Origin of the sequence: Pandoraea apista, assembly GCF_001465595.2 — a bacterium.
GTDB lineage: Bacteria > Pseudomonadota > Gammaproteobacteria > Burkholderiales > Burkholderiaceae > Pandoraea > Pandoraea apista.
Genome location: NZ_CP013481.2, coordinates 3762676 through 3776438, shown reverse-complemented (window position 1 = coordinate 3776438; position 13763 = coordinate 3762676). Strand labels below are relative to the sequence as shown.

The 13763-nt window shown below is 62.4% G+C and carries 13 protein-coding genes, 1 tRNA gene and 1 pseudogene; 9 read left to right on the top strand and 6 right to left on the bottom strand.

Annotated elements, in window-relative coordinates; translation table 11 throughout:
• Positions 1 to 3 precede the first annotated feature (3 nt).
• The 4 genes and pseudogenes from selA to AT395_RS17155 all read left to right on the top strand — a co-directional run.
• On the top strand, positions 4 to 1449 hold the full coding sequence (selA, locus tag AT395_RS17175; protein ID WP_048629856.1) for an L-seryl-tRNA(Sec) selenium transferase: 1446 nt from the start codon (positions 4 to 6) through the stop codon (positions 1447 to 1449).
• A complete protein-coding gene (gene selB / locus AT395_RS17170) occupies positions 1446 to 3356 on the top strand; it encodes a selenocysteine-specific translation elongation factor (protein ID WP_048629855.1) in 1911 nt (636 codons plus the stop codon). Before selA ends, selB begins: the two co-directional genes overlap by 4 nt.
• A gap of 86 nt (positions 3357 to 3442) precedes the next feature.
• A tRNA-Sec gene (locus AT395_RS17165) sits at positions 3443 to 3538 on the top strand.
• A 520-nt stretch (positions 3539 to 4058) separates the two neighbouring features.
• Positions 4059 to 4504 (top strand): annotated as a pseudogene (locus AT395_RS17155) (IS3 family transposase); the annotation flags it as partial.
• A gap of 33 nt (positions 4505 to 4537) precedes the next feature.
• Here AT395_RS17155 and AT395_RS25675 read toward each other — a convergent pair.
• From AT395_RS25675 to AT395_RS26305, 5 genes are all read right to left on the bottom strand, one after another.
• A complete protein-coding gene (locus AT395_RS25675) occupies positions 4538 to 5203 on the bottom strand; it encodes a hypothetical protein (RefSeq protein ID WP_125347990.1) in 666 nt (221 codons plus the stop codon).
• Between the two features lie 1047 nt (positions 5204 to 6250).
• On the bottom strand, positions 6251 to 6751 hold the full coding sequence (locus AT395_RS17150; RefSeq protein WP_048629853.1) for a P-loop nucleotide/nucleoside kinase family protein: 501 nt from the start codon (positions 6749 to 6751) through the stop codon (positions 6251 to 6253).
• Between the two features lie 25 nt (positions 6752 to 6776).
• Positions 6777 to 7418 carry a LysE family translocator gene (locus AT395_RS17145; protein ID WP_048629852.1) on the bottom strand — a complete coding sequence of 214 codons (642 nt, stop codon included), beginning with the start codon at positions 7416 to 7418 and terminating at the stop codon, positions 6777 to 6779.
• Positions 7419 to 7591: 173 nt separating this feature from the next.
• Positions 7592 to 7726, bottom strand: coding sequence for a hypothetical protein (locus AT395_RS26240; protein WP_257787202.1), 135 nt, complete (start codon positions 7724 to 7726; stop codon positions 7592 to 7594).
• Positions 7708 to 8037 carry a metalloprotease gene (locus AT395_RS26305; RefSeq protein WP_053086417.1) on the bottom strand — a complete coding sequence of 110 codons (330 nt, stop codon included), beginning with the start codon at positions 8035 to 8037 and terminating at the stop codon, positions 7708 to 7710. The genes AT395_RS26240 and AT395_RS26305 overlap by 19 nt, the downstream gene beginning before the upstream one ends.
• A 405-nt stretch (positions 8038 to 8442) precedes the next feature.
• Between AT395_RS26305 and AT395_RS17135 the strand changes: the two genes are divergently transcribed.
• The 4 genes from AT395_RS17135 (at position 8443) to ribA (ending at position 12418) form a co-directional block, all read left to right on the top strand.
• Positions 8443 to 9135 (top strand): GntR family transcriptional regulator, encoded by a 693-nt coding sequence (locus tag AT395_RS17135; protein ID WP_042115214.1) that lies wholly within the window; start codon positions 8443 to 8445, stop codon positions 9133 to 9135.
• Positions 9136 to 9189: 54 nt separating this feature from the next.
• The gene (locus tag AT395_RS17130) at positions 9190 to 10509 is read left to right on the top strand and encodes a dicarboxylate/amino acid:cation symporter (RefSeq protein ID WP_072632862.1); all 1320 of its coding nucleotides are present in this window, start codon (positions 9190 to 9192) and stop codon (positions 10507 to 10509) included.
• A complete protein-coding gene (locus AT395_RS17125) occupies positions 10506 to 11609 on the top strand; it encodes a threonine aldolase family protein (protein ID WP_048629851.1) in 1104 nt (367 codons plus the stop codon). Before AT395_RS17130 ends, AT395_RS17125 begins: the two co-directional genes overlap by 4 nt.
• Before the next feature lie 161 nt (positions 11610 to 11770).
• Positions 11771 to 12418, top strand: coding sequence for a GTP cyclohydrolase II (gene ribA / locus AT395_RS17120; protein ID WP_042115218.1), 648 nt, complete (start codon positions 11771 to 11773; stop codon positions 12416 to 12418).
• Positions 12419 to 12440: 22 nt separating this feature from the next.
• On the opposite strand, the gene AT395_RS26165 is transcribed toward ribA, so the two are convergent.
• Entirely contained in the window at positions 12441 to 12560 is a 120-nt protein-coding gene (locus tag AT395_RS26165; protein WP_231606169.1) for a hypothetical protein, read from the bottom strand.
• A gap of 721 nt (positions 12561 to 13281) precedes the next feature.
• Between AT395_RS26165 and AT395_RS17110 the strand changes: the two genes are divergently transcribed.
• Entirely contained in the window at positions 13282 to 13629 is a 348-nt protein-coding gene (locus AT395_RS17110; RefSeq protein WP_042118142.1) for a hypothetical protein, read from the top strand.
• The last annotated feature ends 134 nt before the right edge of the window (positions 13630 to 13763 follow it).

Here is a 13763-nt window from a genome sequence, read left to right as displayed (position 1 = left end):
GGGATGGGGATAGCCGAGCAAGATCGTGGGCTGGCAGGGATGGCGAGGGTGGCGGATTTGCCGTCGCTCGACCGGCTGCTGGGAACGTCGGAGTTCCAGTCGGCGTTGGCCGATTTTGGACGCACACAGGTCACAGCAGCGCTGCGTCGCGATCTCGACGAATGCCGCGCAGCAGCGCTGGCGGGAGCGCTCTCGCACGACACACTGACCCCGGCCGCGTTCGGAGCGCGCGTAACGTGTTTTCTGACCGAACGTAATCGGGGGACGCTGCGCCCCGTCTTCAATCTCACCGGTACGGTGCTGCACACGAACCTGGGCCGGGCGTTGCTGCCCGAGGCCGCCGTCGAGGCCGTCATGCAGGCACTCACCAGCCCGGCCAACCTCGAATTCGATCTCGCGACGGGCGGACGTGGCGATCGCGACGATCTCGTGGCTCCCTTGCTGTGCGAGCTGACCGGGGGCGAAGCGGCGACCGTTGTGAACAACAACGCCGCGGCGGTGCTGCTCATGCTGGCAACGCTCGCCAAGCGTCGTGAGGTGGTGGTCTCGCGTGGAGAACTGGTGGAAATCGGCGGCGCGTTTCGCATCCCCGACATCATGACGCACGCTGGCGCGAAGCTCATCGAAGTGGGCACGACCAACCGCACGCACGCGGCTGACTATCGCAACGCTATCGGCGACAAGACGGCGCTGCTGATGAAGGTGCATTGCAGCAACTATGAAGTCTCGGGATTTACCAAGAGTGTCGACGTTGCCGAAGTCGTTCAGATTGCCCGGCCGCACGGGGTGCCCGTCGCGGTTGATCTTGGCAGCGGCACCCTGGCGCCGCTCGAACGCTGGGGCTTGCCCCACGAAACCACGGTGCAGGAGACAATTGCGGCTGGCGCCGACCTTGTGACCTTCTCCGGCGACAAACTGCTGGGCGGGCCGCAGGCGGGCATGATCGTTGGCCGCAAGGACCTCATCGCCAAAATCAAGAAGCATCCGCTCAAGCGTGCGCTGCGCGTCGGCAAGTTGACGCTGGCGGCGCTGGAACCGGTACTGCGTTTGTATCGCGATCCCGATCATTTGACCGAGCGGCTCACGACGTTGAGGCTGCTGACCCGAACGCGCGCCGACATGGCTGCGCAGGCGGAGCGTCTCGCGCCGGTGCTTGCGAAGTCGCTGGGCGATGCTTATACCGTGACCGCAGCACCGATGGTGAGTCAGATCGGCAGCGGCGCATTGCCCGTTGAGCAACTTCCGAGCTATGGACTGGCGATCGCACCTGCGGGGGGCGGCAAGCGCGGCAGCGGACGCGCACTCGCCAAACTCGAAACCGCGTTGCGGGCACTGCCGTATCCGGTGATTGGCCGCATTGCCGATCAGACGTTGTGGCTCGATCTGCGTTGCCTCGAAGCGGAGGAAGAAGCGCGTCTCGCGCTGCAATTTGCGGAGCTGCGTGCATGATCGTAGGTACCGCAGGTCACATCGACCACGGCAAGACGAGCCTCGTTCGTGCGCTGACCGGCGTGGATACCGACCGCTTGAAGGAAGAAAAGGCGCGCGGCATTTCCATCGAACTGGGTTACGCCTATACACCGTTGCCCGATGGCGAGGTGTTGGGGTTCATCGACGTTCCCGGCCACGAGAAGTTGATCCACACCATGGCGGCAGGCGCCGTTGGCATTGATTTCGCGTTACTGGTGATCGCAGCGGACGACGGCATCATGCCGCAAACGCGCGAACATCTGGCGATTCTCACGATGCTGGGGGTGCGGCGTGGTGTGGTCGCGCTCTCCAAGGCGGATCGCGTCGATGCGGCGCGGCTGGCTGCGGTGACACGAGAGATTTCGCAATGGCTTGCGAACACGCCGCTGGCGCAGGCCGATGTGGTGCCGGTATCGGCAACGACACCTGGCGACAACGGGGTGGCGGCATTGCGCGAGTCGCTGACGCAAGCGGCGCAGGCATTGCGTGCATCAGGCAACGCCGCGCGGCGCAACGACGCGTTGTTCCGGCTGGCGGTGGATCGTGTCTTCACGCTGGCGGGCCACGGCACGGTCGTGACCGGCACGGCGTTTGCCGGCACCGCGCGCGTGGGCGATACCCTCACTGTGATGCCGCAGGGACTGCCGGTGCGCGTGCGAAGTATCCACGCACAGAACCGGCCGGTGGACGCGGGCAAGGCGGGCGAGCGCTGTGCGCTGAATCTGGCGGGCGTTGAGCGCGACCAGCTTGGACGCGGCGACTGGATCGTTGCCCCAGGGTTGTCGAGACCGTCGACGCATGTAGACGTCGAACTGCATTGGCTCGAAGGCAGCGCTCCGCTTACGCAGTGGTTCCCGTTGCACGTTCATCTGGGCACCACGCATGTGCAGGCGCATACCGTGCTTCTTGGGGGCGACACGTTGGTGCCCGGGAACACGATGCGTGTGCAGTTGGTTTTCGATACGCCGGTTTGCGCCATGCCGGGCGACCGGTTCATCGTGCGCAATCCGCAGGCGACGGCCACTGTGGGCGGGGGACGCGTGCTGGACCCCGCGGCGCCGGAACGAAAGCGGCGGTCGGCGGCTCGTCTGGCGTGGCTCGACGCCGTTGCGCAGTACCTCGACGGCAACGGGCTCGATGGGCTGTTGGCCCAGTCGGCATTCGGACTGACGAGCGCGCAGGTGGTGGCGTTGACGGGGTTGCCGGCCGGGCAATGGCATTGGCCCGCGACGGCCGTGGTGCTCGCGGGGGCCGACGACGAATCGCTGGCGTTTGCGCCGCAGGCGTGGGACGACGTTCGCACTCGGGTACTCGGTGCGTTGCGCGACTATCATGCCCGGGCACCTGACGAGCCGGGCCTCGACGCCGCCCGTTTGGGCCGAATGACGTGGCCATCGCTTGATGCTTCGCGTTGGCGAATCGTGGTGCGGGCCATGCTGAGCGAAGGGGCAGTGGCACGTACCGGCGCATGGCTGCACTTGCCGACGCACCGCGTCGAAATGACCGATGAGGAAAATGCGCTGGCCGAAGCCTTGTTGATTCGGGTGATGAAGGGCCGCTTCGATCCCCCTTGGGTGCGGGATATGGGGCGCGAACTGAATGTGCCGGAGGAGCGGGTGCGGGCGGCGTTGCGCAAGCTTGCTCGCCAGGGGCGTGTGCATCAGATCGTCAAGGACCTGTTTTACGACGAGGTCTGCGTGCAGACGCTGGCAGGCATGATTGCCAGTGCAGATGGCAGGATCGAAGCGGGTGCGTTCCGTGACGCGACGGGGTTGGGACGCAAGCGAGCGATTCAGATTCTGGAGTTCTTCGATCGTGCGGGATATACTCGCCGCGTTGGCGATTTGCATGTGCGGCGTCCCGGCGTGGAGTGGGGCGCGGCGTAAGTCGGTTGCGACGTAATCGGCAGGTGTCCTGCACAATGCGGGCGGGCTGACACCATCGCCGAGCAAGTGAAATTGCTTCGTCTAAAGGAAGGCATCCGTATCCGGTGATGCGGCCGGGCTTCAAACCCGGTTGGGGGCGTCAGTCGCTCCCAGGTCGGTTCGACTCCGGCTGCTTTCCGCCATCAGGCTTTCGGCGGTTTTTGATTCCCGAATTTTGCCGATTTTCTATTCCGCAAAATCCTACCGGTTCCGCAAAACTCATTTTGTCGGCTTCACTTTGTCGCCGCGTCGGTTGCGCACGTAATGCTCTGTCATCGTGACGGAAGTGTGGCCCAACTGCTTCTGTGCCTGCCTGATATCGCCTGTCGTATCCGTCTTGTTAGCGTTTGGGCTCAAGAGTCCGGGCACGGCGCGGATATGCTGTCGGGGGCTGGCGCTAAGGGGCATTTCCAGTTCACGGAGGCGACGGCCAAGCAATACGGACTCGATGATCCGAATGACCTCTAGAAGTCTGCGACGGCCGCAGCGCAGAGGTACCGGGACCTTCTCAAACAGAACGGCGGAGCTCTCAGCAAGGCCCTTGCGGGGTACGACTGGGGCCGGGGCAACGTGCAGCGCAAGGGTATGGAGAATGCCCCGAAGGAGACTCGCAACTACGTGGAGCAAGTGCGGGCGCAGATGGGGGCGCGGCACTGTATAGCAACTCGCCGCGTCTGGCGGTATGTCGCTGCTGTTCTCGACCTGTATTCTCGACGCATCGTCGGCTGGTCGATGCAGAGCAGTATGACTTCGCAACTCGTCGCCGACGCATTGATGATGGCCGTCTGGCGACGGGGATGGCCGAAAGAACTAGTGCGCCACTCGGACCAGGGCAGCCAATACACCAGCGAGCACTTTCAGCGCCTTCTGTCTGAACAGGGCATTACATGCAGCATGAGCCGGGTGGCGAGGTCTGGGAGAACTCGGCAATGGAGTGCTTCGTTAGCACCCTGAAAACCGAGTGCACTGCGCGCAAGGTCTATCGTTCGCGGGAAGAGGCTCACTCAGACGTGTTCGACTATAGCGAACGCTTCTACAATCCGCTTCGCCGACATTCGACACTGGGATACGTCAGCCCCGTTGAATTTGAGCAAGCTCGAAAAGCTTAACTTGCTGTCCACGTAACCGGCAGCAGCCCATACCTACTGGCGCGTCATTGTTGCAGTGACTGTGCCCATTCCGCTAGCTTCATAGCGAAGTTCGTTCTGCCCTGTGAGAGTGGCCGTTGCGGTGATCCCCCGACTCAGCCGGATCGACATCACGTATCCGTGGATTTCGCCCGTGCCAGGAATCATTTCACCGCCCAAGTCGAGTTGAACATTTGCCGAGTTGGGACCGGTCACATCTATGTGAAGTATACGTTGTCTCGACAAAAAGAAGCTGTTCGTACCTGTTCCAGCCCAAGTGCCTTGAAACCGGGTTGCCGGCGATTGTGACGATTGAGATGGTTGCGGTGTTTGGGATGCATTTTCCGACGAAGCGCACACGGAGCAGCGAGTGTAGGAAACGTCTTTCTCTTGGATGCGACTTGTTCCAAATATGCTCTCAGGCTCGGCATTTCGATTGACGAGTACCGTTTGATATGGAGTGTTGTTGACGTAGTATTCGACCTTCGAACACTGGCGTTCCGAACTGTGAATAATCAGCTCGGCACCAAAGCTCGGCTTCGAGCCGTAGCTGCGCACGAATTCAACGGCGCCCTGGCAAGAGCCGATCACTTTTTGGCAGTCGCATTGCTGGCCGTGCGATATGTCAGCCCATGCCATCAACATGACGCATACAGTTGCAAGCCACGCTGCTCCTTTCATCGCATCCCCCATTCCTTCTTAAGATGTAATCGCAGTCTCGTCAGGGCGGAGTATAGGGCTCTAAGAATAAAAAGCGCCATCCGACAAAAGGGGGATAATGGCGTTTGCGCTGCATCAGAGCCACCGATTTGGGGGGATAATGCTCAAAGTGATCAATAATTAGAGAAAGATAGCTAAAGCTATCTTTTTCGTGAGGGCATCGTGGCTCGGCTTTTCCCGCCACTCCTTAGCATCCTCACCGCTTTTAAATTCGCAGGTTGTCCGAGCATGTCGATGTTATGTATAGTCGACAAAAAGGCATAATCGATGAATCGGGGTACTGAGCAAATTTCCGAAAATGCTATCAGTGCGCGCTTTATTGACGTGTATTTCTATCGGATGCTTTTGGGCGACGGCGCAGGCAGCGCCGGAAAATGAGGCCGCAATCTGTGGAGGTCAAACCGCGATCGTAGCGGTTTGGGAGTGTGGTGCTCCCGGTAGCGGCGAGTTTTGCACGCTATGGGGAGTAGACACTCCCCGAGCGGGACAGTGGACAGACCAGAGCCTTTTCGTCATCGAGGAGCCGAATTCGGTTCGGCGCGTCGGGTACGAAGAAGCTTGCATCGGCGGCAGGTGTTCGCGACCGTATTACGCGATTTGCTCAATTCCAGTTTCGCACGGGAAGTCCGCGCAGCTCGATACTCTCTTGCGCCAATAAATCGATCCGATTCGACAGATCAGAGGCTAGCGGGTCTTGCTCGTTCTAGCGGGCTTCTCCCACCACTCATCTGCATCCTCCCCATAGCGGAACTCGCTCAGCTTAGGTGCTCGCTTGAGCAGGGCGGGGCCGTCCATTTTCGGGTTCAGCACATGCTGCGTGACCCGTGCCCACTCGAAGGCGTTTTCCATCATCGTGTGACGAGCGAGTCTGTCTCGTTCTCGCGGCGCCAGGCCGGGGCGAGCCAGAAGCGCGCGAGTCGAGCCCAACGATTTCGAAAGGTGAACCGGAAAAAGTCATTTGCGTGCGTTTCCAGAAGATACCGCCGACGCTGTGCGGAGTCTCCCATGTCACTTCGGCAGGTGACGAATGATCGTGGCGAGCGCTTGTTTCACCGTCACACGAGCGGTGTCGATGACGATGGGCGCGGCGTCCCACGGCTCGTATTGACGGGCGAGCACGCTTTCCCATGTCGGCAGCGTGTGTCCGGGAATATCGGCGTATCGTCCCTCGACCCTTGCACGGTGTTCCGCAACATCGGAACAGATCAGCGCAATCTCGACGATCGGCACTCCCGCTTCACTCGCCACCTGCCGCCAGGCGTTGTGTGCTACCGGCAATCCATTGACGGCGTCTGCGACGACCTTTAGTCCAAGGTGCAAATTGTCTTTCGCCACGGCATAGGCGGCGAGATAGCCGGCAGATCCGACATCCACGCCGCAACTTCCGGACGCGATCAATGCCTGCTCCAACGTATCGATGCGCAGATAGGCCGCGCCGATTTGTCGAGCGAGGGCTCGCGCAACGGTCGTTTTCCCGGTGCCGGGGAGCCCCGCGAAGGCGATCAGCATTGGCAACACGCTTTCGTGGGCGTAGTCACTTCGCTGCACCGTTCGACGTTGTCAGAGCGGCTACGCCGAGACCCATGTAAAGCACGCCAGCCACATATTTCCCGATGCCCGGACGGCGGCTGCGGTTGGCCAGAGCACGACCAATAGCTCGGGCGAGAGCCGCGTAGGTGATATCGCTCACGGCGCCGACCAGCACCAGAAGCAAGCCCAGCGTGACGATTTGCAGTGGCACATGACCCAGCGACGGCGTGACGAACTGGGGAAGAAACGCGGCGATGAACAGTCCCGTCTTCGGATTGAGCAGATTGACGAGAAACCCCTTCTTCATCGAGGCGCCCAGCGCACGTGCCGGCGGCTGTGCTTCGGCGTTCGCGGGCTCCGCGCGGCCGCGAATGACCTTGATGCCGATGAAAACCAGATAGCCCGCGCCGAGGTACTTGATGACCGCGAACATCAGTGGCGATGCGAGCAACAGGGCGGTGAGCCCGGCCGCAGCGAAGCTCACATGGACGATCGTGGCGAGCATCACGCCGAAGCACGACGCGAGGCCGAAGCGAAATCCCTGGCTGGCGCTGGTCGTCGAGATATAAATGGTGGTCGGCCCGGGAATCGCGACGAGCACGGCGACGGCGGCCAGAAAGAAGGGGAGGAGGGCAAGATCGATCATGTCGGAAGTCTCTGCGGAAATGGCGTTACGAAGTGACGAAGCGACGAAGCAACGGCCGGCGGCGTGCGTCGCGCCGGGGCACCGCCTCGTGACTGCGCCGGATATCTGCTGTGTTGTGCGCGTTGCCCGGTGCGGCGGTACCACAGTAGCGCGATATCGCGGTGGAACAGTCTTCAGCCTGCCGCGCGGCGCACCGACGCGAGCATGTCGTGCAGGTTATACGTCATGAGCGCGAGGAATGCGAGCAGGCCGAGGTAGCAGGCGCCGTACGTCACCGTGATTTCCGTCGTCACGCCATAGTAGCGCACGTTCTCCGGTGCTTGCGGGGGGTAGCGCCAGGCCTTGGCCAACTGCGGGGGGGGGCGAGGATGGCGACCAGAATCAGAATCAGAATCAGGATCGGACCCGGATGCCGGAGGAGCAACGCAACGAGCACCGGCGCGCCCGCAAACCGGATGCGCGGTGACAACACGGCGGTGATGCGCCCGCCGTCTAACGGCGAGAGAGGAATCAGGTTGAAAAGGTTTAGGAAGCATCCCGCATAGGCAAGCGCGAGCAGCAGATTGTTGTCCTGCTCGCGCGGGGCGAAACAGCAGGCGATCGGCGCGAATGTGCCCACGAACGGCCCGCCAACCCCACGCAGGCTTACTTTCGGCGTTGAGCGCCATCTCCCTGAGTTCGCTCCGGGCGCCGATGAACGGGATGAACGTGGACAGGCACACGTCCAGACCACGCTGACGCGCGGCTAAGTCGTGCCCGCCTCACGGGCAAACCGCAGGATCACGAAGCCAAGCGCGAATTTCCATCCGGACACGAACCCGCCGCCGGCGTATGGCGTGCCACGCACGATGCACCGCCCAGAACGCCGGACAGTCATTGAGCGCCATGGATTCTCCCTCGCCGAAAGGACGTCATGGCCAGCTATCGACGGACGCCGCGCAGAGATCATCGTTTACCCGCAATTTGCCTTGCCGGACAGGTTTTTTCGTTGACCGGCAAATTGTTTTTTGCTGGTATACCAGTCATGAACCATACCCAACGCACCCCGGCGCTGAGCAATTCGGCATACAACGCGATTCGCGCCCTGATCGTTTCCGGCGAAATTCGCGCGGGCGAAGCGCTATCGGAGCGCGCCCTGTCGGAGCGCTTCGGCATTAGCCGCACGCCGGTGCGCGAGGCGATCCGCGCGCTCGCCAACGACGGTCTGCTGGAGATCGTGCCGATGCGCGGCACCTTCGTGCGGCAGTTGTCGGTACGGGATCTGAGCGAGATTCACGAAGTCCGGCTCGCCCTCGAAGGCATGGCGGCATGGCTGGCGGCACAAAAGGGCGTGACGCCCGCGCTCGAAGAGGTCGCCGTGCGTCTGCGTGCCCTCGATGCGCAAGGCGAGCAGGGCTTGCCGCTCGACGTCGACATCACGCAGCGCGTGGGCTGGCAATTCCACGAGGCGATGTTCGCCGCTGCCGATAACGGACGCCTCACCGAGACCTATCACGCGTTGCGTACCCAGAACGGTCTGGCGCTGCAACGCATTCCGCATTACGACGCCGAACGCACACGCGCCGCAGTTCGCGAGCACCTCGCGATCTTCGATGCCATTGCCGCCGGGCGTCCCGAGGAGGCCCAGCGTCATGTCTGGGATCACCTCACGCACGCCATGCAAGCCCGCTTGCAGGCACTCGTTCCTCCCGCCGCACCGCCCGGCACCGCGCGCTGATCGGCACTGGCAAGCGCGCACCGCGTCGCCACGCAATTTCCGGAGATAGTCGTCATGTCGTCACGTACTGCCAGCAAGAAACGCCTCATCCCGTTGCCCGTCCAGATGCTGATCGGTCTGGCGCTGGGCATCGGCTGCGGCATGGTCGCCCCGGCACTCGCCACGAAGCTCATGCCTGTGGGCACCGCCTTCGTGCAGGCCGTGAAGATGATCGTGGTGCCGCTCGTTTTCACCGCGATCACGCTCGGCATTTATCAGATGGGACACAACGCCCGCGCACTCGGACGTGTCTCGGCAATCAGTCTCATCTACTTCTTCATCGCAACGCTGATCTCGATCGTGATCGGACTCGGCCTGAACGCCATCTTCCATCCGGGGCTCGGGGCGAATCTCGCTGCGGCACATGCAACGGCCAAGCCGATTGCCGCGTCGGTCGACTGGACCAAGTTCTTCCTCGAGATGATTCCGTCGAACATCGTCGCGGCGATGAGCGGCAGCAACCTGTTGCCGGTGCTCGTCTTCGCGGTACTGCTCGGGCTGGCGCTCTCGTCCATCGGGGCACGCGCGAAGCCGCTCGTAGCCGTGCTCGACGCGCTCATGGGCGCCGTGTTCAAGCTCACGGACTGGATCATTTCGCTCTCGCCGCTTGCGATCTTCGCGATCATTTCGTGGCTGTTCGCCTCGCAGGGCATCGGCACGATCCTCGCGCTCGTCAAGCTCGTAGGGACCATGTATCTTGGCCTCGGCGTGCTGCTGGTGCTGTTCTGGATTCTGCTCAAGGCCATCGGCGAAAAGCCGCTGGCAACCACGCGCGCCATCAGTGAACCGGTGATTCTCGCCTTCGCCACGCGCTCGTCGGAAGCCACGCTGCCGCTGCATATGGAAAAACTCATCGCGATGGGCGTGCCCAAGGCCATCGCGTCGGTCGTGTTGCCGCTCGGCTACGCGTTTAACCGTGACGGCTCGATCATGTACTTCGCGCTGGCCGTCGGTTTTCTGGCCGACGCTTACCATGTGCCGCTCGACATGCCGACGCTGCTCTCTATCGTGCTCGTCACCACCCTCGCGAGCAAAGGCAGCGCGAACGTGCCCTCGGGCGGGCTCGTGGCCATTGCCATGGTGCTCACGACCATCGGCGTGCCCATCGAAGCCCTCGCGATCATTGCCGGTGTCGATGCGTTCCTCGACATGGGCCGTACCGCCATCAACGTTTTCAGCAATACCGTGGCCATCAAGCTCGTCATGAAACTCGCCGGCATTCCGTACGAGTCGCCCGAGGCCGTGCAGGCGGCACTCGCCGCAGAAGCGGCCGGGTCGTCCGGCGCGCTGGCTGGGGGCGCAGGCAATCATGCCCACGGTCAGGAGTTCGCATGACCTCAGGTAACACCGAACGCTTCGTCGATCTGCGAAGCGATACCGTCACTCGTCCCACGGCGCTCATGTGGGAAGCGATGCAGACCGCGTCGCTGGGCGACGACACGCTCGAAGGCGATCCCACCGTACGCGCCCTCGAGCATCTCGCGGCGGTCATGACGGGCAAAGAGGCGGCGATGTTTGTCGTCTCCGGCACGATGGGCAATCTGATCGCCTCGCTGTGCCACGCCACGCGCGGCGGCGAGGCAGTGATCGATGCACAGGCGCACATGGCGAAGTCGGAGGCGGGCGGCATGTCGCGGCTCGCCCATCTGTATCCGGTACTCATCCCGTCCGTGCGAGGGGAGATGGATCTCGATCAACTGGCCGGGGCGTTGCGTCCCGGCTTTTCCCGTTACGGGCAGCCCACGGCGATGGTCAGTGTCGAGTCGACGCATAACCACTCAGGCGGCTACGTGCCGTCGCTGGCGTATCTTGCAGATGTGCATGCGCTGGCGTCGCGCGCGGGTGTGCCGGTGCATATGGATGGCGCGCGTGTCTTCAATGCGGCCGCCGCACTGAGTGTCGACGTCGCCAAAGTCGCGGCTCATTGCGAAAGCCTGACTTTCTGCCTGTCGAAGGGGCTCTCGGCGCCAATGGGCGCGATGCTCGCCGGTTCGCACGCGATGATTGAACAGGCGCGCACGTTCCGTCGCATGACCGGCGGCGGTCTGCGTCAGGCAGGCATCATGGCCGCAGCGGGCAAGGTGGCGCTGGAGACGATGGTCACGCGTCTGGTCGACGACAATCAGCGCGCGCAACGCTTGTGGGCGGGGCTCGCCAAGATCGATCCTCAATTGGTGGACGCGGTGCCGTCGAACAGCAATATCGTGCGGTTGCGTGTCGCGGAGCAGCGAGAGCCCAATCCCAAGGCGTGGGAAGTCGCGCTGGCGGAGCACGGCATTCTGGCGCGTGCGAGCGGCACGGGCATGCTGCGGCTGGTCACGCACCGGCATATCGGCGACGACGATATCGACGAGACCATCGCGGTCATCGCGTCGATTCGTGACGCGTTCAAGCCTGCCCGAGACACGCCGATCACGCGGCGTGCCGACGACTAAGTCCTGCGAAGTCTCGGCTTTAGCCGATTCGGTAGCGGCGTGCAACAGTGTGTTGCACGCCGCTACCGGCCGAAAAATGGAAATGGCGGTACACTCCGAACACACGCCACTGCTGTCTGGTGGCACGCACCTCTCCCATTTCGGCCCGTTTGAACGTCATCATGAAGTCCCCTGGTAATGCCTCTGCCACGCCCGCGTGCGACGCTGGCGAATGCGTCGAGCTTGTCGCGAGCGCGACTTTGCCGACCCGCTATGGCACTTTCACTTCCCACGCATTCCGCGTCAAAGGCAGTAACAACGAGCATCTCGCGCTGGTCATGGGCGATGTGTCCACGCCCGCGCCGACGCTGGTGCGTCTGCACTCGGAATGCCTGACGGGGGATGTCTTCGGTTCCTATCGCTGCGATTGCGGTGAACAACTTGACGCAGGCATGCGCAAGATCGCTGAGGAAGGGCGCGGCGTGATGCTGTATCTGCGCGGTCACGAAGGGCGCGGCATTGGCCTGAGCAACAAGATTCGCGCGTATTTGCTACAGGAACAGGGCCGCGACACCGTAGAAGCGAACCTCGATCTGGGGCTGCCCGACGACGCCCGCGAGTACGACTCGGCCGCGGCTATCCTGCGCATTCTGGGCGTGGGCTCGGTGCGCCTCATGAGCAACAATCCGAAGAAATTCGACACGCTCGCGAAGCACGGCATCCCGGTGTGCGAGCGCGTGGCGCTCGACGTTCCGATGCGCGAAGAGAACGAACGCTACATCCGCACCAAGCAGGCGAAGTTCGGGCACTACTTCGAAGAGAACGAGTAACGCGCGATGCAGGACTTGCCGGTCAGCGCGAGCGGCGGTGCTCCATCACGATAAGCGTGAGATACACCAGGCCGGCTGTCATGCTGGTCTGGCTGCAGTAGGTCACCAGCCCCAACCCCCATCCCTGATCCGCAACGCTCACGCCAAGCGCCGCGGCCAGTGCCGTCCATCCGATATGACGGCATTAGCGTGTGCGCGCGTGCGAGACGCCACCGAACAGGGTTGCCTGTTGACGTTCGGTCGCCAGCGCCAATGCGGCAAATCCCGCCAGACAGATCGAAAACGTGCAGAGATGCATCATGTGCGGTCCTCGTTCAACGTCGTATTGACCGGTGTGTTTGCGCCCCCTTCCGGCCAGCGTAGGCCCTGTCTTTGGTGGGCGCCGTCCATCGCCGTGCCGCCCAGGCTGCCGCGGAAGTGCATTTTGCGGCGCCGACGTGCGTGCGGCGGCCTTGAGCGGCGATCAAGCGTCTGAATCCATAGGCAAAATCTCATCTGAGTTGCGATGCAGCAATTTGTGCTTGACGCTGCAAATTGGCCTCAGTTACCATCCGCCCTGTCTTCAATTTAAGGGGTTGTCCGTGAATTCCGATGCCAGTAGTAGTCGACCGTTGATCGACTGATTGCCTGAGGATCCACAGCCATTCCCTGTGCCGCGTCCTCATGCAGGATGCGGTGTCTAGCGCCAATCAACGCTCTTTCTGAGCGTGACCCTCCGGCGCAATTCCCGCAGAAATTCCACTGTTGTGCCCGTGACGGGCGTTGTCGTCTTGCGCATGCATTTCGCATCGAGACGGCGCGCACACGAGCCGACCGTCCGTGCTGCGTGCGGCAAGGACGATTCGCAGTCATGCGAGGAAGTCATGCGAGTTTTTCAAACGTTTCAGGCTTTTCAAAGCCAACCGACGCGCACCTTGCCGGTGTCGCGCCTGACCATCGTTTGTCTGGCCGATGCGCTGGGCGCATTGCGCAAGCAGATGTTCATTGATCTCACCGCGCTTGGCCTTCGTGCCACGCACGTCAGCATTACGCACTGGAGCGACCGCGACGAAGCGTCTGCCACTGTCACGCTCGATTGCCCGCTTGCCTCGCGCGCGTCGCTCACGTCGCTCGTTATGCGCCTGTCCGGCGAGCGTAGCGTGCGTCGCGTGTTCTGGTCCGACGATAGCGCCCGCTGCGCAAGTACCGAGGCACGGCCCGCGCACGCATAGTGGGGCGCTGCCGATCGAATCGCCGTTTTGTATTCCCTTACCGTGCAGCGCGATAGCACCTGCCGGTGTGCCGAATAAACGAACCTAAGGAGTCCGATATGGAAGACGGAAGTAGCCGAATGAGGCCCGTCGGA